This window comes from Rhodococcus sp. JCM 9793 (genome assembly GCF_055380405.1).
On the sequence record NZ_AP043721.1, the window covers coordinates 1294711 to 1318371 of the forward strand.

Consider the following 23661-nt stretch of genomic DNA (forward strand, 5'->3'; position numbering starts at 1 on the left):
ATGTGAACTGATATTGCCGTCAGCGCGAGAACGTCCTACTGTGGGAGCCGTCACAAGCACTTCGTCTCTTGTTCTGGGCGGCACGATTCCGGTATCGCGATGAAAGTTGAGTTCGGATGATATCCACGGTTTCCAAACGGGTGGGGCGCAGCATTCTGGTTGTCCTGCTGGTCACGATTGCGGTCGTCGCCCTGCTCAGTTTCGCGCCGGGATCGGTTGCGCAGGTAATCCTGGGCGAAAACGCCACGCCCGAAGCGGTCGCCCAGATGAACTCCGAACTCGGCCTGGATCAACCGTTCTGGGTTCGGTACATCGACTGGCTGGGCAACGCAGTGCGCGGCGATCTGGGGACCTCCCCGCTGACAGGGCAATCGGTGAGCGAGGCGATCGTCGAGCGTCTGCCCGTCACGCTGCAGCTCGCGGCCATGGGGCTGATCATCGCGTTGGTCGTATCCCTCGTGATGGGCATCGTCTCGGCTTCGCGTCCGGGCAGCAAGGTCGACCGGGCGATCAACGCACTGTCGGCAGTGTTTCTCTCGGTGCCGGCATTCATCGCCGGTCCGGTGCTGATCTACTACTTCGCGATCCAGCTGCAGATCTTCCCGGTGATGGGCTGGTCGCGGCTGAGCGAAGGGCTCGGCGACAACCTGCGCGGTGCGATCCTCCCGGCGATCGCGATCGCGCTCACCGAGATCGCCGCATTCCACCGACTGTTGCGTACCGACCTCATCGGCACGCTTCGCGAGGACTTCGTGGCGTCGGCGCGAGCCAAGGGGATGCCCTCCTGGTACGTGATGCTCCGGCACGCGCTGCGGCCATCGTCTTTCTCACTCATCACGGTCGCGGGCATCAACCTCGGACGGCTGATCGGAGGCACCGTGATCGTCGAAACACTCTTCGGTCTACCAGGATTGGGGCAGTTGGTTGCTTCGTCCATCACGTCACGTGACGTAATCATGGTGCAGGGCATCGTCGTCTTCATCGCGGTCGTGTACGTCGGTATCAACACCCTCGTCGACCTCAGCTACCAAGTCATCGACCCGCGGGTCAGGAAGGTGGTCGGAGCATGACGCAGGTCGCGCTCGAGAAGCGTGGAGACGGCGTCTCCACGGGAAAGAGCGCCGCGACGTTACCCGACGTCCCGGCCGTAAAGAAACAGCGTTCGATCCTGGTCTACCTGTCGATCGTCTGGCTTGTCGTCATCATCGGTGCCGCGATCTTCGCAGGCCTGCTTCCCATTGCGCCCTACGATGTTCCGATCGGATCTCCTCGTCAGCCCCCGTCGTTCGAGTCCCTCGACCTGGTCCTGGGAACAGATACACTCGGCCGATCGATGCTCTCGCGCATCGTCTACGGCGCGCAGGTCTCGCTCGTCATAGGTGCCGTCGCCGGCCTGACCGGGTTCGTGATCGGCTCCTTCTTCGGCTTGATCTCAGGCTACTTCGGCAAGAAGCTCGACTCCGTGATCACCCTGATCACCGATGCCATGCTCGCGTTTCCCCCGCTGATCCTTCTCCTCGCGCTGGCGTCGATCCTGACTCCGAGCGTGCCGACCATGCTGCTGGGCCTCGGTCTGATGGCTGTTCCGTCGTTCATCAGACTGTCCCGCGCGAATACTCTTTCCTGGTCGTCGCGTGAATTCGTCAGGGCTGCAAAGAACATGGGAGCCGGGAACGGCCGCATCCTGTTCCGAGAGATCACGCCCAACGTGATCGCGCCGCTCGCGTCCTACCTCCCCATCGTGATGGCGGCTCTCATCGTTGCCGAGGGCTCCCTGAGCTTCCTCGGCCTCGGCATTCCGCCGCCGCAGCCGAGCTGGGGCGGGATGATCAACGATGGCAAGGACGCGCTGTCCACGTCACCTCACCTGGTGATGGTTCCTTCACTCGTCATCTTCCTCACGGTGTTCGGCCTCAATCAAGTAGGCGATCACCTTCGCACAAAGTACGACCGCACGCTGCACGACTGAACACGTTCAGCGCGCGCCGATCGTAGTCCTGAAGTACATGAAAGTATGAGGTCGAGAATGATCCGACACAGACGTATGGTGGCCGCGTTCGCAGCCGCCTGCTCCGCGGCACTGGTTCTGGGTGCATGCGGCGCCGGAGGGGATTCCGGGTCTGCCAGCAATTCGACTGCGGCCACAGTGGAGGCCGGCGATCCCGTCGCCGGCGGCACTGCACGCATCATGCAGATGGGCGAACCGCGGTCGCTCGACCCCGCGCAGCTGTCCAACACATGGGCGCACCAGCCCCTCCTCGGCAATGCGCTCTACGGCACGTTGATGGTGACGAACAACGACACGTTCGAGCTCGAATACAAGATGGCCACCGACTTCTCGAGTGAGGACGGTGGCAAGACCTACACCCTCGTTCTTCAGCCGGATCTGGTCTTCAGTGACGGCACACCGCTGGATGCTGCCGCGGTGAAGTACAACTGGGATCGACTCAAGGACCCTGCTTTGGGGTCCACCACCATCCGGCAGGCAGTGGAGGTCGAGTCGACCGAGGCTGTCGATCCGCTCACGCTGCGTGTGACGATGGTGGAGCCGAACCCGCAGTTCGGTCAGGCTGTTGTTGCGGGCGCGCTCAACTGGGTTGCGTCGCCGGCGGCACTCGAGCAGGGGCGTGAGGCGTTCGATCAGAACCCGATCGGTGCAGGCCCGTTCACCCTGGTCAACTGGGCTCGTCAGGACGTGGTGACACTCGAGAAGAATCCCGGGTATTGGGATGCGCCCAAGCCGTATCTGGATACGCTGGAGATTCGCACGGTGGCCGATGCCAGCCAGCGGTCGAACACCATGACTACAGGCGGGGCCGACCTGACCGCAGAGACGAGCTGGACCAACGTCAACAAGGCCGACGCTGCAGGGCTCCAGTACGTCGTGACGTCCACTGGTGGCGGCCAGTATGTGGGTATGAATCAACGTCGTGCGCCCTTCGACGACGAGCGTGCGCGTCGTGCAGTGTCGCTGGCTGTCGACCTCGACGCCGTGAACACCGTGGTCTACAACGGTGAGGGCGAGGTCCCCACCACGTTCTTCCCCGAGGACTCACCGTTCTACGCCGACATTCCGCTCGGCGAGACGAACATCGAAGAAGCACAGAGTCTCTTCGACGAACTCGCCGCAGAAGGCAAGCCTGTCAAGTTCACCTTCCTGTCGTACCCGACGACCGAAAGCCGCGTGCTCGCCGAGGCGATTCAAGCTCAACTCAGCGCCTTCGAGAACGTGGAGATGAACGTGGAGGTCACCGACTTCGCGGCCGTGACGGCGCGCGCGGGCGCACGCGACTTCGACATGCTCATCTCGTCCGCGGTCACCCAGGATCCCGATTACGCCCTGTCGATGGCGTTCACGTCGGACTCCACCGGAAACTTCATGGGCGTCAACAATCCTGAACTGGACGCTGCGCTCGATCGCGGCCGGTTCGGCGCAACCCAAGAGGAGCGCAAGGCGGCATACGACGAGGTACAGCAGATTCTCGCCGACACCGCCGTGGGCCTCTGGTACACCCGTGCATTGCCGTCGGTGACCTTCAGCGAGGACACGCATGGGGTACAGCTGTTCAGCCTCGGCTCGACCTTGCCCGAAGAGCTTTGGATCAGTAACTAGCCGACACGACCGAAAGGGCCGGCTCGCCGTGAATGCTCAGCCGCTTCTCGAAGTGAGAAATCTACGTGCCTACATCGGCACGCCGCGAGGCACCGTCCGTGCTGTGGACGATGTGTCGCTGAACCTGGACTCCGGACAGGCGCTGGGTATCGTCGGCGAGTCCGGCTCCGGCAAGTCGGTCATGGCCCGTGCCATCATGGGTCTGATGCCGCCACGCTCGGGTCGTTCCGGCGAGGTCACCTTCCAGGGACGTGATCTGTTGTCCCTGAGCAAGAAGGAGAAACTGGAGATCTGGGGAAACCAGATCGCCATGGTTTTTCAAGATCCCGGTCGGTCCCTCAATCCGGTTGTGCGGGTCGAACGTCAGCTCACCGAGGGAATGCGACGACACCTCGGCGTGAGCAAGTCCGAAGCCCACGATCGCGCGCTGAAACTCCTGGACGAAGTGGGTGTGCCCGATCCGGAGCGTCGCCTGAGGAACTATCCACATGAGATGTCCGGCGGCATGCGTCAGCGCGTTATGCTGGCGATCGCCTTGGCGTGTGAGCCGGATCTTCTGATCGCGGACGAACCGACCACGGCCTTGGACGTGACCGTGCAGCGTCAGATCCTCGATCTGCTCCGCCGCGTACAACGCGATCGGAACATGGCGATGATGCTCATCAGCCACGACCTGGCTGTCGTCGCCGGTCGCACCGACCGGGTGGCTGTCATGTACTCGGGTCGTCTCGCAGAGATCGGGTCCACTCGCGGAGTGTTCGACGCGCCTATGCATCGCTACACACATGCGCTCCTGGGTGCGACACCGTCGATCGACCACGAACGGCATTCGCCTCTGCGTCTGATCGAAGGATCGCTTCCCGACCCGACCTCGCCCCCCGAAGGGTGCAGGTTCGCTCCTCGCTGCTCGAACGCGGAGGACGCATGCTCGTCCGCGCCGATCGAGCTCGAGTCCTTCGGCGTCGATCACGACGTCGCGTGCGTGAACCCCGTCAAGGTGCCGGTGGGGTCTGTATCCGGAGGTGAATCACATGGCAGGTAGTGGTACCGCACATCTGCGCGGCGACGAAGCATTGCTCTCGGTGCAGGACCTCGTCGTCGAGTACCCGTCGAAGGCAGGCACTGTGCAGGCGGTGTCGAAGATCAGTTTCGACCTGCTTCCCGGCGAGACCCTGGGCATCGTCGGTGAATCCGGATGTGGGAAGTCGACCACCGGCCGTGCCGTTCTGCGACTCGATCGGGTGACGGCGGGCCGAATCAGGTTCGGTGAGGAATGGATCGAGGGCGTGAGCGAGAAGCACATGCGCTCGCTACGCCGTGACATGCAGATGATCTTCCAGGACCCGGTATCGTCGCTCAATCCGCGTCGCGCGGTCAAGGACATCGTCGTCGAGGGACTGACGGTCGCCGGAGCGAACGCCGAGGAGCGAGAGAAGAAGTCTGCATCGATGCTCGAGCAGGTCGGGCTGCCGGGCGACCGGTTCGCGGAGATCCTGCCCCGGCAGCTGTCCGGTGGTCAGGCACAGCGCGTCGCGATCGCGCGTGCACTCGCGCTCGGTCCACGTCTGCTGATCTGCGACGAACCGGTTTCGGCGTTGGACGTCTCGGTGCAGGCTCAGATCCTCAACCTCATCGAAGAACTCAAGGCAGAGTTCGATCTGACGGTCGTGTTCATCGCCCATGATCTCGGTGTGGTTCGCACCGTCAGCGACAACGTGATGGTGATGTATCTGGGCAAGGTCTGCGAGTTCGGCGACTCCATCGAGCTCTACGACGACCCCGCACATCCCTACACTCGCGCATTGCTGGACTCGGTTCCATTGACCGATCCCGACAAGGCTTTCGCGGGGCCTGCTCTGGCCGGCGATGTGCCGTCGCCGCTCTCCCCGCCGACGGGATGTCGTTTCCGGACGCGCTGCCCGCATGCGCAGGAGCGGTGCGAGAAGGAAGAACCGGAAATGCGTGAGGTAAGGCCGGGACAGTACGCGGCATGCCATTTCCCGCTGCCTTCCGTCCTGGGACGTAAGAATCTGTTCGAGGTGGAGAACATCGACCTCGACAAGGCCGTAGCATCGTAGGAGCAAGTCGCGAGAACTGTAGGCCCCGAGAGAGTCTCGGGGCCTACAGTCGTTCGTCGGAGTTCTCGAGCGTTATCTCGACGATGTGGTCAGGCGCGCGAACTCCTCGCGGATGATGATGCCGACCTTGATCGAGAACCCCCGGGGTAGTTTGTGTTGCGACGTCGCGGCCATACCGACTCTGTGACTGAGTATCGGGCCGCGGAGCGGGGCGTATCTCACACGGCCGCTGCGAATCTCGGAACGGCAGGCGGACTGGGGCAGGATGCCGTATGCCTGGCCGGATTCGATGAGTTCCTTCGAGATCTGAAGCGAGTCCGTCGCGAATCGAGACCGAAGAGTGATCTCGAGTCGGAGGGCGGTGTTCGTCAACGTCGTTCCGATTCCCACCGGTGAAATCGGTAGTACCAGCGGGTAGTCCGCAAGATCCACGAACTCGATTGCACGGCTCGGATGAAGATCCGATGCGGGACCGCCGACGACGACGAGATCTTCGACGAGTAGCTCGCTGTAGAACAGGCGGTCATCGGGAATCGAGTTTATGACAGCGCTGTCCAAGTTCTCCTTGAGCATGTCCTCGACGAGCTTTTCGCTGGGTGCAACCGTCACCGAGAAGCTGACCTTCGGAAATGCCGTAGACAGGCTGCCGAGTAAGGGCGTGGCCAGCGTGGCTGCGACAGTTTCGGTCAGGCCGAGCCGCAGTCCTCGCTCGATGTGTGCCATGGGAGAACCGGCGTACTGGAGTGCGAGTTCCAGTTGGCGTAGCGGACCCGCCGTGTTCGCGCGGAGCTGTTCGCCGTCTTCGGTGAGCTCCATACCCCGGGATGTACGACGAAAGAGTTTCACGCCCAGGTCGTCTTCGAGGAGCCGGAGTTGCCGACTGAGTGCCGGCTGCGCCACTCCCAGCACGGTGGCAGCCTGGGTCATCGAACCTTCCTCGGCGATGCGCAGGAAGTAGCCGAGCCGGTGAGTGTCCATGTGCGGCTGAGTCCTCTCGAGATATAGCGCGATGTTATGGCTTGGCGCCGAAATCGATATTGGCATAGCTCGTGACCTGAATCATAGTCTCGTTTCACCGGGGTGAATTTCCACGCACCCGGATTCGAGAGTGAATCGGCGAGAGGGGAATCCATGTTGCAGGACGAGACGCAGAACTGGGTCGAGAAGCTCGGCCTGGATCGGCTGCCGAGGCACACTGTCGATCAGCGCGTCACCGAGGTTATGGATCTGACCGGCAGGAAGGCCCTCGTCACCGGCGCCGGCGGCGAAGGCCTCGGCCATGCCATTGCGAATCGTCTCGCAGGACTCGGCGCGGATATCGCATTGGTGGGCCGGACGCCGGAGACGTTGGAGCGTCGGGCGAAGGAGATCGCGGAGCGCTGGGGCGTGAACACGGTGCCGGTCAAGGCGGATATGTCCGATTGGGACCAGGTGCACCGGGCTGTGCAGGAAAGTCGTGATGGCCTCGGTGGTTTCGACATCATGATCAACAATTCGGTGAATGTGGTTGCCGGTCCGTTCGAGAACCACACCAAGGACGACATCGACACCACGGTCCACGGCAGCCTGACCATGATGATGTACGGCGCACACGCTGCGCTGGAGGTCATGTTGCCCCAGGGTTCCGGGAAGATCATCAACATCGGGGCCGTGGGCGGCCGCATCCAGCAGCGGGGACTGGTGGTGTACAACTCGTGCAAGTCCGGGGTAGTGGGATTCACCCGCAACCTGGCGCACGAGATGGCGCCCCGGGGCGTCAACGTGCTGGCGTGTGCACCCGGAATCATGATCAAGCCCAGCATGATGGAGTACCTCCAGCGTCCGACGAACGACCGGGAGCGCGCGGCTCGGGACTCGATCGTCGAATCGATCGAGAACTACGTGCAGCTCGGGCGCGCAGCGCTTCCCGAAGAAGTAGCAAACATGGTCGCGTTCCTCGCCAGCGATGCAGCCGACTACATGTGCGGTCAGACGATCGATGTCGCCGGCGGTCAGTGGATGAACTGACGCGCGTTCACCGTGAACCCGACATATATTTCTTTGGAGGACAACGTGTTCGATATGGACGACATGCTGGCGGCAGCGACCTCGCGGACGGAGCTCACCGATTTCGGTGACGACTCCTTCCGCGAAGGGCTCGGCATACTTCTTTCCTCGCTGCGCGGTGAGGCGCAACTGAATTCTCGTGGCGAATCGTTTCTTCACGAGCGGATCGTCAACCATCTCGCGCAGCGGCTTCAGGTCGAAGACTGGTACCGCAGGCATCCCGAGGTCGAGGCAGAGCAGATCTCGGCGCCGCTGATCGGATTGGGTCTTCCTCGAACAGGTTCGAGTGCACTCGCGTTGCTGCTGGCACAGGATCCCGAAGTTCGCTACATCCGACGGTGGGAGTCCTCGCAGCCGTGTCCGCCGCCGTCGACGGTATCCGGTGTCGATCCGCGAATCCCCACGGGCACCGGTGAGATGGTGGGCTCCCGGCATCATGTTCCGGTCGAGACGCATGGTCCGATGGAATGTCACGACCTGATGGCACTGGACTTCAAATCGTACATGTTCTTGTCGTTTGCGCAGGTCCCCACCTACGCGGAGTGGCTCGTCCACGATGCTGATCTGCGACCGACCTTCGAGTACCAGAAGCGCGTCATGAAGCTCCTGCAATGGGGTGAACCCACGCGCCCGTGGCGTCTGAAGTGCCCCACGCATGTGCACTTCCTGGAACCCCTCACAGAGGTCTTCCCGGACGCGCGATTCGTCATGACACACCGAGATCCGACCGATTCCATGCTCTCTCTGTCTGAACTGATCACCGACATCGTGATGAGCTTCACCGACAGCGTGGACAGGCCCTACATCGGCCGGATGAACATCGAGCATTGGGTGTCCGGCATGCAGAAGACTGTGGAGTTCCGCGCGGCAGGTGCGGACGATCGCTTCTACGACATCGACTTCCGCGCAATGCAAGCCGATCCCGTCGGCCAGGTCCGAGGTCTGTACCAGTGGTTGGGCGAGCCGGTCACCGACCGGTTCGAGACCCAGATGCGCGACTGGTGGACTCGCGCAGCTGCCGAGCGTGAGCCCAGCAAGAGCGCCGACCCCGTCGAGTTCGGCATCGATCTCGACCAGCTACGACCACGGTTCTCGGACTACCTGGAGAAGGCGAACAAGTGGACGGTGCACGAATTCAGCTGAGTCTCGAACACGTGGGCCGGTCGACAGGAAGGGTATTCGATGTTGCAGGGCGATGAGCGAGACTGGGTCGAGGTGCTCGGGCTGGATCGGTTGCCCAAGCACACCATCGATCAGCGCGTCACCGAAGTGATGGATCTGACCGGGAGGAAGGCCATTGTCACCGGGGCGGGCGGTGACGGTCTGGGCCACGCTATCGCCACTCGGCTTGCAGGTCTCGGAGCGGATATCGCATTGGTGGGCCGCACCCGTGAGAAGGTGGAGCGCCGGGCGAAGGAAATCGAGCAGCGCTGGAATGTGAACACGGTCCCGGTGCAAGCGGATATGTCCGACTGGGATCAGGTGCGCCGTGCCGTGCACGAAAGTTGTGACGCGCTCGGAGGTCTCGACCTCATGATCAACAATCCGGTGAACGTGATTGCCGGTCCGTTCGAGAAGCACACGAAGGAGGACATCGACGCTACGGTGCACGGCAGCTTGACGATGATGATGTACGGTGCGCACGCCGCCCTCGAGCACATGCTGCCGCAAGGTTCGGGCAAGATCATCAATATCGGATCGGCAGGTGGACGCACCCAGCAGCGAGGCCTCGTCGTCTACAACTCGTGCAAGTCCGGTGTCATCGGGTTCACTCGAAACCTTGCCCACGAAATGGCACCGCGTGGTGTGAATGTCCTTGCAGTCGCGCCCGGAATCATGATCAAGCCGGACATGATGGAGTACCTCCGACGTCCGGCCAACGACAAGGAACGCGCCGGTCGCGCTTCGATCGTCGAGTCGATCGAGAACTACGTGCAGCTCGGGCGTGCGGGCCTGCCTGAGGAAGTCGCGAACATGGTGGCGTTCCTCGCCGGTGATGCGGCCGACTACATGTGTGGTCAGACGATCGATGTTGCCGGCGGAATCTACATGAACTGAGTCGGAGTGGTACCGACTGTGTCAACTCTTGCCATGTCAATTCCGGCCAAGTCGATCCACACGCGTGGAGCATGCGCGGCCGATACGAAAGGTGTGAAATGTCTGTAGACCTGACCGGTGGGATCGATCCGTCGCGAGAACTCGTATTCGACGAACGCCCCGAGGATCCGGACATGAGGGACTCGGTGAGCTTCTGGACTTTCGACGATCGCGGTACCGTGGGATTGCCTCGCATGGGTATCGAGGCCACCGCTGCGAACTGGGACAGTCACGATATTCAGGTCAATGTTGCGTTCCCGGACGGGCGAACATACCGGCTCCGCGAAACAACCCCGTCGATACCGACCGCCGGCCACGATGGCCTTCCGAGGGTGCTCGGTGCCGGTGGATTGCGGTTCGAGTCGATCTCCGAATTCGACACGTGGAAGATGACGTACGAGGGAAAGGCCGTGGCCTCGACATCCGCAGACCTCATCGACGGAAATGTCGACGGCCCTCTGGTCGATATCCGATTCGGCGTCGAGGCGAAGATGGCGGTTCCGCCATGGGTTCAGGGTGCGATGCGCAAGGAAGCCGGAGACCAGCTGAAGACGACAGCGGCGGGAGATCTCATCGGCGGGCCCCGCTACGAGCAGCTGTACCGGGCTACCGGGTACATCGCCGTCGATGGCGGCGAGGAGCAGACATTCTCGGGTAGCGGCCTTCGCATTCGCCGTCAGGGTGTGAGAAGGCTGACCGAGTTCTGGGGGCATTGCTGGCAGTCAGCGGTGTTCCCGAGTGGAAAAGCATTCGGATACCTCGCATTTCCCCCGCGAGACGACGGGCAGCCGTCGTTCAACGAAGGGTTCGTCTTCCGCGGTGATGGTGATCTGATTCCTGCGCGCGTGGTGAAGGCACCGTGGCTCACCAAGCTCGAGCCGTCCGGCGACGATGCATCGCTGGTCCTCGAGACAGATGACGAAACGATCGAGATCGACGGAGTGACGGCCTTCGGACTCCACGACGTCCACCACAAGGACAAGACCTATTCCGCGCAGGTATTGCAGACCAATTTTCCCGTGGTTCACCAATCCGGCGTGCGTTACCGGTGGGACGGTGAAGAGGTCTACGGAATGATGGAACGTTCGAATCCCATCGAGAAGATCGAACGCCCGTAGCCGGAACGTCTGAAGATCCCGAACCCGAGAAAGTGGCGGTTGCACCGAACATGTCGGATATCAAGATCAATGCCCCGCTGCCGTTCGACAACGTCGACGCAGTCGATGAGTTCATGACCGTCGATGCGGTCCGAGACGTGGGGCGAGCCCTGGAGTGAGCAGGGTTCAATGCCGGCTTGGTCACCGACCACCCGTGCCCCACAGGGCGATGGCTCGATTCCGGCGGGCATCACGCCCAGGACCCATTCGTGATGTTGTCGCTCCTCGGGGCGGTGACGACGACACTGAGGTTGCAGACGGGAATTCTCGTGCTGCCCTACCGTAATCCGTTCCTGGTTGCGCGTGCGGTCGCGTCGCTGGACCGGGTCACCGGTGGTCGCGTCACGCTCAGTGTCGGAACCGGCTATCTGAAGGGTGAATATCGGGCGCTCGGGGTCGACTTCGATCGGCGCAACGAACTCACCGACGAATACCTCGACGCGATGACCGCGGCGTTGTCCGGTGGTGAGTTCACCTTCGAGGGGGAGGGGTACACCGCCTACGGGAATCGGATCCTTCCGGGCCCGGTGCAACAACCGCGCCCGCCGATTCTTGTTGGAGGCAACTCGAAGAAGGCGATTCGGCGCGCAGTGGAGCGCGGAGACGGATGGAACCCGTTTCTCACCTCGGTGTCGGGTGCCGATCTGGCCAGGACCCGCACCGCAGGGATCACAGGAGAAGACGACTTGCGCGAGGCTATCGCCTATATGCGTGTGAGTTGTGAAGAAGTCGGGCGTGCAACACCACCCGAAGTTGTTCTCGGAGGGATCATCAAGCCCACCGAGCCGTGGGCACCGGAGATGTGGATCGACCGCATCGGGCGGTACCGAGAGCTCGGGGTCTCGGGACTCGGTGTCAACTTTGCCGGACGCACTCGCGCCGAATGGTGTGACACCGCCGAGCGTATCGGCGCGGAAGTGATAGCCCGGCTCTGAGCCGCACATTCAGTCGTAGACGGTTGTAGGGAGACATGAACGATATGAAGCCACTCACACATCTCGAGAGGCTGGAAGCGGAAAGCATCCAGATCTTCCGGGAGGCAGTGTCGGAGAGCGAAAATCCGGTGATGCTCTACTCGGTCGGCAAGGACAGCTCGGTCATGTTGCATCTCGCGATGAAGGCGTTTCATCCGTCCAAGTTGCCGTTTCCATTGCTGCACGTCGACACGACATGGAAGTTCCGGGCCATGTACGAGTTCCGCGACACGATAGCCGAACGCATGGGTGCCGAACTGATCGTCTACCAGAACCCCGAATGCGTTCGGCTCGGCGTCAATCCCTTCGAGCACGGCTCCGCCACCCACACCGATATGTGGAAGACGGAGGGCCTCAAGCAGGCGCTCGACCTCCATCGTTTCGATCTGGCGTTCGGTGGTGCGCGACGCGATGAAGAGGCGTCGCGAGCGAAGGAGCGGGTGTTCTCGATCCGAAGCGCGAAGCATCGTTGGGATCCGAAGCAGCAACGTCCGGAGCTGTGGAGCCTCTACAACACGAGGAAGGCCCCGGGCGAGAGCGTGCGCGTCTTCCCGCTGTCCAACTGGACCGAGTTGGACATCTGGCAGTACATCCGGCGGGAGCGGATCCCGATCGTGCCGCTGTATTTCTCGAGCCCGCAACCGGTGGTCGAACGCGATGGTGTCCTGATCATGGTCGACGACGATCGATTCCCTCTCGAACCGGGCGAAGTGCCCGAGAAGAAGAACGTGCGCTTCCGGACCCTCGGTTGCTATCCGCTGACCGGGGCAGTCGAGAGCGAGGCATCGACTCTCACCGAGATCATCCAGGAAATGCTCCTCACGACAAGCTCCGAACGCCAGGGCCGGGTGATCGACCGCGACTCGAGCGGGTCGATGGAGCGGAAGAAGCAGGAAGGCTACTTCTGATGGCACATTCAACGACCGACCTCCTCGAATCCGGCATCGAGGACTATCTCGAAGTCCACGAGAACAAGTCGATGCTGCGGTTCATCACCTGCGGAAGCGTCGACGACGGCAAGAGCACGCTGATCGGCAGGCTTCTCTACGATTCGAAACTGGTGTTCTCGGATCAGTTGGATGCGCTCGAAGCGGACTCCAAGAGGGTCGGGACCCAGGGCGACGAGCTGGACTTCGCGCTGCTCGTCGACGGCCTCACCGCGGAACGCGAGCAAGGCATCACGATCGACGTGGCGTATCGATTCTTCTCCACGGAGAAGCGGAAGTTCATCGTCGCCGATACCCCGGGGCACGAGCAGTACACCCGGAACATGGTGACCGGAGCGTCGACTGCTGACGTCGCGGTGATCCTGCTCGATTCCCGACACGGGATCTCGACGCAGACGAGACGGCACTCCTATCTCGTGACGCTCCTCGGAATCGACCGGGTGGTGCTCGCAGTCAACAAACTCGACCTGGTCGACTACTCGCAGGAGGTGTTCGAGCGTCTCGAATCCGAATACCGGGTGTTCGCGAAAGAACTCGGTCTCGCCGACCCCGTGTGCATTCCGATCTCGGCGCTACGCGGCGACAACATCATCGAGCAGAGCCCGAATACGCAGTGGTACAACGGCCCTACTCTGATCGAGTATCTCGAGTCCGTCGGGATCGCCGACGAAATCCGGACATCTCCGTTCCGGCTTCCGGTGCAGTGGGTGAATCGGCCGAATCTCGACTTCCGGGGGTTCTCCGGCCGGATCGTGGGCGGCACGGTGAGCGCCGGCGACAGTGTGCGCATTCTCCCGTCGGGTCGAGAGACCCGAATCAAGCAGGTGCACACCGCAGACGGCGATATCGGTCTTGCCGTCGCCGGCCAGTCCGTCACGGTCACCCTCACCGACGAAGTCGATGTCAGCCGTGGTGATGTCATCGTCGCGGCGTCGGCCCCGGCGTCGGTGTCGGACCAGTTCGAGAGTCACCTGGTCTGGATGAGCGAGGACGCGATGCTGCCCGGCCGCTCGTACCTGATGAAGATCGGTACGCGCACCGTCGGTGTCAGTGTTGCCCAGCCGAAGTACACGGTGAACGTCAACACTCTCGAACACCTCGCTGCGAAGACACTCACCATGAACGAGATCGGGGTGTGCAATCTCAACCTCGACAAGCCGATTCCCTTCGACCCGTACGGAGAGAACCGGGAGATGGGTGGGTTCATCCTCATCGACAAATTCACCAACGCGACGGTGGCGGCGGGAATGCTGCATTTCGCACTGCGTCGCGCCGACAACGTCCACTGGCAGGCAGTCGACGTGACGAGGAGCGTTCGCGCGCGTGCCAAGGGGCAGAAGGCAGCGCTCGTGTGGTTCACCGGACTCTCCGGTGCAGGCAAGTCGACCGTTGCGAACCTCGTCGAGAAGCGTCTGTTCGACCAGGGTTTTCACACGTATCTTCTCGACGGCGACAATGTACGCCACGGACTGAACAAGGACCTCGGTTTCACCGCTGCCGATCGCGTCGAGAACGTGCGACGGGTCGCGGAGGTTGCCCGGTTGATGGTCGATTCGGGATTGATCGTCCTCGCATCCTTCATCTCACCGTTCAAGGCCGAACGGCAGATGGCGCGGGAACTGGTCGGTGAATCCGAGTTCGTCGAGGTCTTCGTCGACGCTCCGCTGTCGGTAGCGGAGTCCCGCGACCGGAAGGGTCTGTATGCAAAGGCCCGGCGCGGCGATCTGGTCAACTTCACCGGTGTGGACTCACCGTACGAAGCACCCGAATCTCCGGATGTCCATCTCGACGCAAGCGGCGGCATCACACCGGAGGCCGCAGCCGATCTCGTGATCCTGCATCTCCGTGAAGCGGGAATCCTGCAACCGGGAACGGGGGTATGAGGTGAACGACCACGAACTTGCCGCGGCATTGGCCGCGGAAGCAGGTGCGCTGCTGCTCGAGATTCGCTCTCAGGGAGGTGATGCCGGCGACGCAATGGCGAACAGGCTGTTGTTGCGTCGGCTGGCCGAAGAACGTCCTCGGGATGCGGTGTTGTCGGAGGAAGCGGCCGACGACAGGGTCCGCCTCGGTCGCGATCGGGTCTGGATCGTCGACCCCCTCGACGGCACGCGGGAATACGGCGAGCCACCGAGGGCCGACTGGGCCGTCCACGTGGCGCTCGCCATCGACGGTGTCGCCGCGATCGGTGCGGTGGCGCTACCTGGAATGGATGTCGTCCTCCACACGGGAACACCACCCGTGGTGCCCGCGGCGCACGCGGGTCCGCCGCGGTTGGTGGTATCCAGGTCGCGGCCCCCGAAGTCTGTCGCTCTAGTTGTCGAGCGACTCGGCGCCACCACGATTCCGATGGGATCGGCAGGCGCCAAGGCCATGGCGGTGGTGCGGGGTGAGGCCGATGTCTATGTCCACTCCGGTGGTCAGTACGAATGGGATTCCTGCGCACCGGTTGCCGTGGCGGAGAGCGCAGGCCTCCACACGTCGCGGATCGACGGCACTCCACTGCGCTACAACATGCCCGACCCGTACCTGCCGGACCTGGTGATCTGTCGCCCCGAACTTGCAGGGGCGGTACTCGAATCACTCTCCGGAAGTATCGAATCGAGTCGAAGATGATTCACGGGTCTCCGAACAGAGAAGCGCGTCCGCGATTCGGCCGGACCGTCGGAGTGGTGGTCGCAGCATGCATTGCCGCCCTCACATTGTCGGCGTGCGGTACCACCGAGGCCGGTGACCGCGAGAGCCGGTCCGCGGGTGAGGGGGATTCACCGGTTCCGGGAGGCACAGCGAACATCCTGCAGCCTGCCGAACCGCGTTCCCTCGACCCGGCGGCCCTGTCCAATAGCTGGTCGCATCATCCGGTCATCGGGAATGCCCTGTACGGAACGCTGATGACCCTCGACCCCGAGACCCTCGAGCTCGGGTACAAGATCGCCACGGATTTCGTCGGGAGCGACGAGGGACGAACATTCACGCTGACACTGCGTCCCGACGTGACCTTCACCGACGGAACGCCGCTCAATGCCGCAGCCGTGAAGGTCAACTGGGATCGGCTGCGCGACCCGGAGCTGGCTTCGACGGCAATCCGGCAGGCCGCCCAGATCGCCGCAACCGAAGTGATCGATGACCGGACACTGAAGATCACGCTGCCGGAACCCAACGAGAACTTCGTGCAGGGCATCGTCAACACGTCGATGAACTGGATCGCGTCGCCGACTGCGCTGGCCGAGGGCCGAGAGGCATTCGACGAGAACCCGGTGGGCGCCGGCCCGTTCACCCTGGCGGAATGGACCCGGCAGGACACGATCGAACTAGAGAAGAATCCCCACTACTGGGACGCTCCGAAGCCGTACCTCGATGGTCTGAGCATCCGAATGCCGACCGACACCAACCAGCGCTTCAACGCTCTCTCGACCGAGGCGGCGGATCTTTCCACCGAGGCCAGTTGGAAGATCCTGTCGATGGCCGAAGACACAGGCCTCATGACCGAATCCGTGGACACCGGAGGCGGCCAGTTCATCGCCCTGAATCTACGGAGGGCACCGTTCGACGACGAGCGCGCGCGGCGCGCCGTGGTGCTGGCCGTCGACGCCGAGGCGATCAACGCGGCCGTCTATGAGGGAAGTGCACAAACCCAGAGCTTTCTCTTCCCGGAATCGTCGCCGTTTCACCGCGACATCGCGTTCCCCAAGCGGGATGCGGAGTCCGCTCAGAAGCTGTTCGACGAGCTCGCGGCCGAGGGTAAGCCCGTGAAGTTCACCTTCCTGTCGTATCCCACGCCCGAGAGCCGCGGGCTAGGGGAGAGCCTGCAGGCGCAGCTGAGTGCCTTCGAGAACGTCGAGGTGGACGTGGAGATTGCGGATTACCCGGCGGCGACCGCGCGAGCGGGGGCGCGGGATTTCGATGCGATGATCTCGACCGCTGTCATCCAGGATCCGGATTACGCTCTGTGGACAGCCTTCCACGGCGATTCACCGGGCAACGTCACGGGGATCGACGACGAGGACCTGAACTACGCCCTCGATGTCGGCCGTGCCAGTACGTCGATGGATGAGCGCGCACAGGCATACGCCACAGTCCAGGATCGACTCGTGGCCCTGAATCCCGCCGTGTGGACCATCCGGTCCGCGCCGTCCACCATCTGGCGCGAGTCACTGCACGGAGTTGTGTCGTACGCCTGGGGTTCACCGCTCCCCGAAGAACTCTGGCTGGGCGAGTGAGGATGCCGCACTCGAACAGCACCAGCGGTTCCGGTCGTGTCGTGTGGGTGCTGGTATTCGGTGGCATCGTCACCACACTGATGTCGACGCTGGTGATTCCGCTCCTCGGTGAGCTCCCCACGATACTCGGAACCAGCGTCGCCAACTCGTCGTGGGTGGTGACGGTGACCTTGCTGTCGGGTGCTGTGGCCACGCCGGTGACCGGCCGGCTGGGGGACATGTACGGGGCTCGCCGGATACTGCTGCTGTGCACGATCCCGTTGATCGTCGGATCGGTCCTGTGCGCGCTGTCGTCGTCCTTGGTGCCGATGCTCGTCGGGCGAGCTCTGCAGGGTGCGGGCTTCGGCATGGTCCCGGTGGGGATCAGTGCGCTGCGCACGCTGGTACCGCCGGAGAAGCTGGGATCGTCGATCGCAGTGATGAGTGCGTCGCTGGGAATCGGGGGGACACTCGGGTTGCCCCTTGCCGCGGTGGTGGCGCAAACGACGAGCTGGCGGTTCCTGTTCTGGGGAGTCGCCACGCTCAGTGTGGTAACCGCGGTGCTCATCGCGTGGGTTGTACCGTCCACGCCTGCTTACGGTGCCGGGAAGCGTTTCGATGCGGTCGGTGCTCTCGGTGTTGCTCTGGGTCTGGTGTGCCTGCTGCTGGTCGTGTCGAAGGGCGCCGAGTGGGGATGGGCGAGTCCGACGACACTCGCCTTGCTCGCCGGCGCGGTGGTAGTCCTTCTGATCTGGGGTCTGTGGGAGCTGCGGATCGACGCCCCGCTGATCGATCTCCGGGTCTCGATGGGGAAGCGGGTACTGGTCACCAACTCGGTGACGATCCTGATCGGATTCTCGGCGTACTTCCAGTCGTTGCTCGTCCCGCAACTCCGGCAGCTACCCGAATCCACGGGCTACGGGTTGGGTCAGTCGATGATCGTGATGGGTCTGTGGTGTGCGCCGTCCGGGTTGGCGATGATGGCAGCTGCCCCGCTCAGCGCCCGTCTGACCGCTACACGTGGTCCGCGTGCCACGTTGCTCACGGGATGCTTGTTCATGGCCACAGGTTTCGCGTCCTCTGTCTTCTTGATGGGGTCGACGTGGGGACTGATGTTCGTCAGTTGCAGCGTCGCTGCGGGTCTCGGTCTCGCGTACGGCGCCATTCCGACAGTGATCCTGAGTTCGGTTCCGCCGTCCGAAGGGGCATCTGCAAACAGCGTGAATACTCTCTTGCGATCCGTGGGTAGTTCTGTATCGGCTGCCGTGAGCGGCATGGTTCTCGGTTGGATGACCATCGAGTTCGCGGGAAGCGTGATTCCCAGCCGGACCGGATTCGTCACCGGTCTCATGATCGGATGTGTGACCGCGCTGGTCGCTGGTGCCATCGCCATGGTGCTTCGAGTTCCGAAGCCGGGGACCGCTCGGGCACATGAAGCTCATGTGCCGGAGCAAGCCACGGGTTGATCAGGACTCAGCGCCCGGCATCCATCTTCGATCCGCCGTCGACCATCAGGGTGTGTCCGGTCATGTAACTGGCCGCATCGCTCGCCAGGAAGACGGCAACGGAGGCGACTTCGTCGCCACCTCCGAAGCGGCCCAGCGGAATTTGAGACCGCATCCACGCCTGCGTCTCCTCCCCGGCCTTCTCCAGGTAGATCTTCATGGCGGGAGTGTCGTAGGCGGCGGGGCAGATCGTGTTCACCCGGATGCCGTCCGGACCCCATTCGCGAGCCACCACACGAGTCGTCGCGCGGATCGCTTCCTTCGTTGCGGCGTAGGAGAAGTGCTCCTTCAGCCCGCCGACGCCTGCCCCGGAGCCGATGTTGACGACGCTGCCGGTGCGGTCCACGAGATACGGGTAGCAGGCCTGAAGGTAGTAGTAGGTGCCGAGGAGTCCGCTCCGCAGATGCACCATGAGATGCTCCTCGTCGGTGTCGACGAACGGCATCTGGGTGTTGCGGACGTTCTGAGCATTGTTGACGAGGATGTCGATGCCGCCGAATTCGGATACGACGGTCGCGACACTCGCGTCGACTTGGTCGCGCTGGGACACGTCACACGTAATGGCAAGACCCGGACTGCCGTAGTTGCCGAGTTCTCGACTCACCGCATCTGCGGTGTCCGGGTTGATGTCGACGACCGCGACACGGGCTCCGGCCTGCGTCAGGGCGATTGCGATGTCGCGTCCGAGGCCTTGCCCGGCTCCCGTCACGATCGCGGATCTACCTGCGAGCGCGCCTTCGAGAAATGCAAGATTCCGTTCGGTCATGGGTCGTCCTCTTCTATGACGGGAATGAGACTGAGTCTCATAGTCAATTCAGCGTATCAGCCAGTAGTCTTTCTCACCATGGGCGACAACATCCGCGATCGAGGCCGAGAGATTCTCACGGCCGAATTGGCGGATGCGGCCGCGACATATTGCGCCGAAGCCGGTTTCGATGCGGTCACCGTCGACGACATCGCTCGGGCGATCGGGATCTCCCGAGCAACGTTCTTCCGGTACTTCACTTCCAAGGAAGCCGCGGTCGTCGCCGCAGTGCGGATCGGGCGGCTCTCGATCGCCGATCAGTTACGCCAGGCGCAACCGATACCCGGCACGCGAGTTGTCGACGCTGTTCGGGCAGCCATGCAGCCGACCATCGATGCAGCGCACGCGACACCGGAGTTGCTGCGCGCACGACTGAAGATGATCGCCGAATCGTCGGCGCTGAGGGCTCGACTGGCGTCGGAAAGGTCGGAGCAGCGAGCAGGCCTGGAGCAGGCTCTGCTCGAACGTGTGGCAGATCCGATCGGCGCGTGCGCGGCTGCCCACGCCTCGATGGCTGCGATCGATCTGGCATGGAGTATCTGGAGTTCCGACGAGCGCATGGAGTTCGGTGCCGCGCTCGACCGCGCATTCGCGCTCGTCGCCGATGTCGGCTCGGTCCGACTCGATCACTCGTAGAAGCGAACGGCCTTCTGCCCCTATGATCGGAGGCGCGACCGATCCGGTCGCCGCTGCCACGACCATGATACGTAGATCGAAGGCCGGCAGCCCCTCACTGCGACACTCGGCTCCCGAACATGTCACGGACCGAGCAGTATTGGAGACCGATATGGGCGAACAACGACGAGGTACCGCGATCGCGATGTCCGACGACGAGCGCGACGAGTTCCTGCAGAATCAGCCGGTGTGCCGAGTTGCGACCGTCGGCTCGGGTGGGCCCCACCTGAGTGCGCTGTGGTACGTCTGGGACGGAAAGGCGTTGTGGCTCAACTCCCTGGTCCGTAGCCAGCGTTGGACCGACATCGATCGCGATGCGCGGCTTGCTGTGATCGTCGACGACGGAGGCTCCGACTTCATGAGCCTTCGGGGTGTGGAACTACGCGGGCGAGCGGTGAACGTCGGTGAGATACCGCGCCGAGGTGACGAGGTCGACGAACTTGCCGAACCCGAACGGCTTTTCGCCGACAAGTATGCCGGCGGACGCGACTTCTCCTACGACGGCCGGCACGCGTGGCTGAAGCTCGAACCGGCGAAGATCGTGAGCTGGGACTTCAGTAAAATGCGTAAGTGACGGCCGTGTGAGCGTTGCTCCGGCGCAGCAGGACCGGAGCAACGCGTCAGGCCGAGAGCCTGCTGAGTGGATGCTGGGGCGAGGCGAACTTCGCCCGATCGCGGTCGGCGACCGACCGGATGTCGATCGCGCCGATACGCTCGTCGCAGACCTTGACGAGTTGGTCGAGGATCTCCGGGTCGAGCCGATTCCACCGATCCCGCGTCAGGAGCACGCGCAGTCGGTGGAAGAACTCCGGCGGGGTGATGCCGAATTCGACGAAGATATCTTCGTCGGGGCCGCCGTTCCAATGCCTCCACTTCAAGGCGAAGGCCAGCATTGCAGCTTCGTCCCTCATCGTGCCTCCTCCTGTAGTGCGGTGGTGAGTCGACCTACCGCAGTTGGTTTTTCATGACTTTTCCGGTGGCGCCGAGTGGCAGCGCATCGAGGTATTCGATGAAGCGGGGCGCCTTGAACCCGGCCATACGATCGCGGCTCCATGCGATGAGGTCGTCGATCGGCACCGGGTTGCTCGAGACGACGAATGCCTTGCCGACCTGGCCGAGGCGTTCGTCGGGGACACCGATGACGGCGACCTGGTCGACGGCGGGGTGTTCGAGTAGGAATCCTTCGATCTCCGCAGGGTAGGCATTGAAGCCGCCGACGATGAACATGTCCTTCTTGCGTCCGACGATGCGAAGGTGCCCATCGGGATCGAGTGTTCCGAGGTCGCCGGTGTGCAGCCAGCCGTCGGTGTCGATCGCTTCGGCCGTGGCCTGGTCATCGTCGAGGTAGCCCTGCATGACGTTGTAACCGCGGATGAGTACTTCGCTGTCGTCGGCTATGCGGATCTCGATGCCTTCGCACGGTTTTCCGACTGTGGTGGCGATCTGTTCGAACGTGTCGCCGGAGCGCGATGCGGTGGCAGTTCCACCTTCGCTCAATCCGTACCCCGTCATGATCGTCTCGAACGGCAGTTCGTTCTTGATCCGCCGGATGAGATCGACCGGAATGTCCGCGGAACCCGTCACGGCGGCGCGCAGCGACGACAGGTCGTGGGCGCTCGACGAGTTCAACAACGATTGGTAGAGGGTCGGGGGTCCGGGCAGCATCGTGACCTTCTCGCGTTCGACGAGTTCGAGCACGACGTCGACGTCGAGGACCGGTATCGGCAGGACCGTGGCGCCGCGGATCATCGATGCGATCAGGCCGGCCTTGTATCCGAACATATGGAAGAACGGATTGACGATCATGTAGCGGTCGCCCTGGCGCAGATCGGCGAGATCGCACCATTCGGAGAACATCCGCAGCGTCTGCCGATGGTTCATCATGACGCCTTTGGGGCGACCGGTGGTGCCCGAGGTGTACATGATGTCGGCGATGTCGTCGCCGCGCATCTTCACTTCGAAAGGTTCTCCGCTGGAGAGGAAATCGGATTTCAGGTCGAACACCGGAACGGGTTCGGTGACCGTGAAATCCTGGCCGAGAAAGCCCTTCTCGACGAGTACGGCCTTCGCTCCGCTTCGGCGGATGATGTCGGCGGCCTCGTCCTCCCGGTATCGGGTGTTGATCGGGACGAGGACTCCGCCGGCGGTGAGCAGGCCGAACGCGGCGATTGCCCAGTCGGCCGAGTTGGGACCCCAGATCGCCACCCGATCGCCCTTGCGGATGCCGGCGTCGGCGAAAGCACCGGCGGCTCGACGGATCCGGTCGGTGAGATCGGTGTAGGTGATCCGGAGGTCCCCGTCGACGACCGCTTCGGCATTGCCGAAGCGGTCGCCCGAACTCAGGACCATCTCGGGGATGGTCTGCCAGTTCATACCTTCAGGAGCCTCGCAAGGTTGCCACCCATGACCAGCTTCTGATCCTCGAACGGGAGGTGCTGGATGTGGTCGATGTAGGTGGTCGGTTCGGCGAGCCCTTCGGGGTGCGGGTAGTCGGAACCGAACAGCACGCGCTCCGCGCCGATGAGGGCGGTCAGCTTGCTGAAGTCCTCTTCCCAGAACGGGCTGACGTGGATGCTCTTCTTGATGGCAGCGACCGGGTCCTGCATGCCGAAGCCCTCGGGTGCCTTCTTGAAGGTGTCTTCGAGGGTCTGGAGCACGTGCGGGAGCCAGGAGGCGCCGTTCTCGATGACGGCGATCCGCAGTTCGGGGAAACGGAAGAGTGCACCGTGGCACACCCAGGAGCAGACCGCGTCCTGAATCGGGCGCCACTCGCTGACCATGCGGAACGCGTTGGTCACGAACGGGAGCATCTCCGCGCCCGTGCCGTCCCACTCCTGGTTGTAGCGGGCGTATCCGCTGTCGGAGGAGTGCTGGGTGACCAGGACGTCGAGTTCTACGACACGCTTCCAGAACGGGTCGAACTCGGGGAGCGCGAACGACCGCGGACCCTTGAATCCGGGCACCGGTGCGGGACGCACGAGGATGGCCTTCGCGCCACGCTCGACACACCACTCGAGCTCTTCGATCGCCTTCTCGACGATGGGGAGGCTGATGACGGGAACGGTGAAGATACGTTCCTTGTAGTTGAATCCCCAGGTCTCGTACAGCCACTGATTGAGCGAGTGGATGACCGCGTGGATCAGGTCCGGATCGTCACGCATGCGCTCTTCGACGAGGCTGGCGAGCGTCGGGAACATCAGGGTGCGCTCGATCTGGAGTTCGTCCATCAGCTCGAGACGTGCGGCCGGCTCACGGAAGGCCGGGATCGACTTCATCGGCTTGCCGAAGATCTCCCGCTTGCTCTTGCCTTCGGGGTTGCCGTTCTTGAAGTAATCCTCCATTGCACCGGGTCGGGCGACGACCTCGAAGGTGGGGTTGGGGATGTACTCGCTGATCTGATTGCGGATCGCGATCTTGGTACGGCCTTCGACCTGGACGTACTTGATCGCACCCTTGTACTTGTCCGGGAGGAACTTCGTGAGCGCCTCTTCGGTCTCGTACAAGTGGTTGTCCGCATCGAACAGCTGGTACGGCAAGTCTTTCGCTGTCATCAGAAATGCTCCTT

At 62.8% G+C, this 23661-nt stretch carries 21 protein-coding genes and 1 pseudogene; 17 read left to right on the plus strand and 5 right to left on the minus strand.

Annotation, left to right across the window (positions count from 1 at the left end):
- Positions 1-116 precede the first annotated feature (116 nt).
- From ACZ46K_RS08280 to ACZ46K_RS08300, 5 genes are all read left to right on the plus strand, one after another.
- Positions 117-1070 carry an ABC transporter permease gene (locus tag ACZ46K_RS08280; protein ID WP_054809547.1) on the plus strand — a complete coding sequence of 318 codons (954 nt, stop codon included), beginning with the start codon at positions 117-119 and terminating at the stop codon, positions 1068-1070.
- Positions 1067-1969, plus strand: coding sequence for an ABC transporter permease (locus tag ACZ46K_RS08285; RefSeq protein WP_054804740.1), 903 nt, complete (start codon positions 1067-1069; stop codon positions 1967-1969). Before ACZ46K_RS08280 ends, ACZ46K_RS08285 begins: the two co-directional genes overlap by 4 nt.
- Positions 1970-2026: 57 nt before the next feature.
- Positions 2027-3613 (plus strand): ABC transporter substrate-binding protein, encoded by a 1587-nt coding sequence (locus tag ACZ46K_RS08290; RefSeq protein ID WP_054804739.1) that lies wholly within the window; start codon positions 2027-2029, stop codon positions 3611-3613.
- A gap of 103 nt (positions 3614-3716) precedes the next feature.
- Positions 3717-4655, plus strand: a complete 939-nt coding sequence (locus ACZ46K_RS08295) for an ABC transporter ATP-binding protein (protein ID WP_464747594.1) — start codon at positions 3717-3719, stop codon at positions 4653-4655.
- A complete protein-coding gene (locus ACZ46K_RS08300) occupies positions 4645-5691 on the plus strand; it encodes an ABC transporter ATP-binding protein (RefSeq protein ID WP_054804738.1) in 1047 nt (348 codons plus the stop codon). Before ACZ46K_RS08295 ends, ACZ46K_RS08300 begins: the two co-directional genes overlap by 11 nt.
- 72 nt (positions 5692-5763) lie before the next feature.
- Here the strand turns inward: ACZ46K_RS08300 and ACZ46K_RS08305 are convergent, their stop codons facing one another.
- Positions 5764-6669 (minus strand): LysR family transcriptional regulator, encoded by a 906-nt coding sequence (locus ACZ46K_RS08305; RefSeq protein ID WP_054804737.1) that lies wholly within the window; start codon positions 6667-6669, stop codon positions 5764-5766.
- Positions 6670-6822: 153 nt separating this feature from the next.
- Here ACZ46K_RS08305 and ACZ46K_RS08310 point away from each other — a divergent pair, with 153 nt between their 5' ends.
- From ACZ46K_RS08310 to ACZ46K_RS08355, 10 genes and pseudogenes are all read left to right on the plus strand, one after another.
- Positions 6823-7698: an SDR family NAD(P)-dependent oxidoreductase gene (locus ACZ46K_RS08310; RefSeq protein ID WP_464747595.1), complete on the plus strand. Its 876-nt coding sequence runs from the start codon at positions 6823-6825 to the stop codon at positions 7696-7698.
- Between the two features lie 54 nt (positions 7699-7752).
- The gene (locus ACZ46K_RS08315; RefSeq protein ID WP_464747597.1) at positions 7753-8880 is read left to right on the plus strand and encodes a sulfotransferase family protein; all 1128 of its coding nucleotides are present in this window, start codon (positions 7753-7755) and stop codon (positions 8878-8880) included.
- Between the two features lie 39 nt (positions 8881-8919).
- Complete coding sequence (locus ACZ46K_RS08320) at positions 8920-9795, plus strand: SDR family NAD(P)-dependent oxidoreductase (protein ID WP_054809546.1); 876 nt, start codon at positions 8920-8922, stop codon at positions 9793-9795.
- Positions 9796-9893: 98 nt separating this feature from the next.
- Positions 9894-10952, plus strand: coding sequence for a hypothetical protein (locus ACZ46K_RS08325; RefSeq protein WP_054804736.1), 1059 nt, complete (start codon positions 9894-9896; stop codon positions 10950-10952).
- Positions 10953-11122: 170 nt separating this feature from the next.
- Positions 11123-11926: pseudogene (locus tag ACZ46K_RS08330) on the plus strand (TIGR03619 family F420-dependent LLM class oxidoreductase); the annotation flags it as partial.
- A gap of 44 nt (positions 11927-11970) precedes the next feature.
- Positions 11971-12873 carry a sulfate adenylyltransferase subunit CysD gene (gene cysD, locus ACZ46K_RS08335; RefSeq protein ID WP_054804755.1) on the plus strand — a complete coding sequence of 301 codons (903 nt, stop codon included), beginning with the start codon at positions 11971-11973 and terminating at the stop codon, positions 12871-12873.
- Positions 12873-14795: a sulfate adenylyltransferase subunit CysN gene (cysN, locus tag ACZ46K_RS08340; RefSeq protein WP_464747599.1), complete on the plus strand. Its 1923-nt coding sequence runs from the start codon at positions 12873-12875 to the stop codon at positions 14793-14795. The genes cysD and cysN overlap by 1 nt, the downstream gene beginning before the upstream one ends.
- 1 nt (position 14796) lies before the next feature.
- Complete coding sequence (locus tag ACZ46K_RS08345) at positions 14797-15528, plus strand: 3'(2'),5'-bisphosphate nucleotidase CysQ (protein ID WP_054804735.1); 732 nt, start codon at positions 14797-14799, stop codon at positions 15526-15528.
- Between the two features lie 53 nt (positions 15529-15581).
- Entirely contained in the window at positions 15582-17132 is a 1551-nt protein-coding gene (locus ACZ46K_RS08350; RefSeq protein ID WP_464747601.1) for an ABC transporter substrate-binding protein, read from the plus strand.
- A 2-nt stretch (positions 17133-17134) separates the two neighbouring features.
- Complete coding sequence (locus tag ACZ46K_RS08355) at positions 17135-18577, plus strand: MFS transporter (protein WP_054804734.1); 1443 nt, start codon at positions 17135-17137, stop codon at positions 18575-18577.
- A 7-nt stretch (positions 18578-18584) separates the two neighbouring features.
- On the opposite strand, the gene ACZ46K_RS08360 is transcribed toward ACZ46K_RS08355, so the two are convergent.
- Positions 18585-19382, minus strand: coding sequence for an SDR family NAD(P)-dependent oxidoreductase (locus tag ACZ46K_RS08360; RefSeq protein ID WP_464747603.1), 798 nt, complete (start codon positions 19380-19382; stop codon positions 18585-18587).
- Between the two features lie 78 nt (positions 19383-19460).
- Between ACZ46K_RS08360 and ACZ46K_RS08365 the strand changes: the two genes are divergently transcribed.
- Together ACZ46K_RS08365 and ACZ46K_RS08370 are read left to right on the plus strand one after the other, a co-directional pair.
- On the plus strand, positions 19461-20057 hold the full coding sequence (locus ACZ46K_RS08365) for a TetR family transcriptional regulator (RefSeq protein ID WP_054804731.1): 597 nt from the start codon (positions 19461-19463) through the stop codon (positions 20055-20057).
- 151 nt (positions 20058-20208) lie between these two features.
- Entirely contained in the window at positions 20209-20670 is a 462-nt protein-coding gene (locus ACZ46K_RS08370) for a pyridoxamine 5'-phosphate oxidase family protein (RefSeq protein ID WP_054809550.1), read from the plus strand.
- Positions 20671-20716: 46 nt separating this feature from the next.
- On the opposite strand, the gene ACZ46K_RS08375 is transcribed toward ACZ46K_RS08370, so the two are convergent.
- The 3 genes from ACZ46K_RS08375 to ACZ46K_RS08385 are packed head-to-tail and all read right to left on the minus strand — an operon-like array spanning position 20717 to position 23647.
- Positions 20717-21007 (minus strand): DUF3263 domain-containing protein, encoded by a 291-nt coding sequence (locus ACZ46K_RS08375; RefSeq protein ID WP_054804730.1) that lies wholly within the window; start codon positions 21005-21007, stop codon positions 20717-20719.
- A 34-nt stretch (positions 21008-21041) separates the two neighbouring features.
- Positions 21042-22469 carry a FadD3 family acyl-CoA ligase gene (locus ACZ46K_RS08380; RefSeq protein ID WP_464747605.1) on the minus strand — a complete coding sequence of 476 codons (1428 nt, stop codon included), beginning with the start codon at positions 22467-22469 and terminating at the stop codon, positions 21042-21044.
- Positions 22466-23647 (minus strand): amidohydrolase family protein, encoded by a 1182-nt coding sequence (locus ACZ46K_RS08385; protein ID WP_054804729.1) that lies wholly within the window; start codon positions 23645-23647, stop codon positions 22466-22468. Before ACZ46K_RS08385 ends, ACZ46K_RS08380 begins: the two co-directional genes overlap by 4 nt.
- Between the last annotated feature and the right edge of the window lie 14 nt (positions 23648-23661).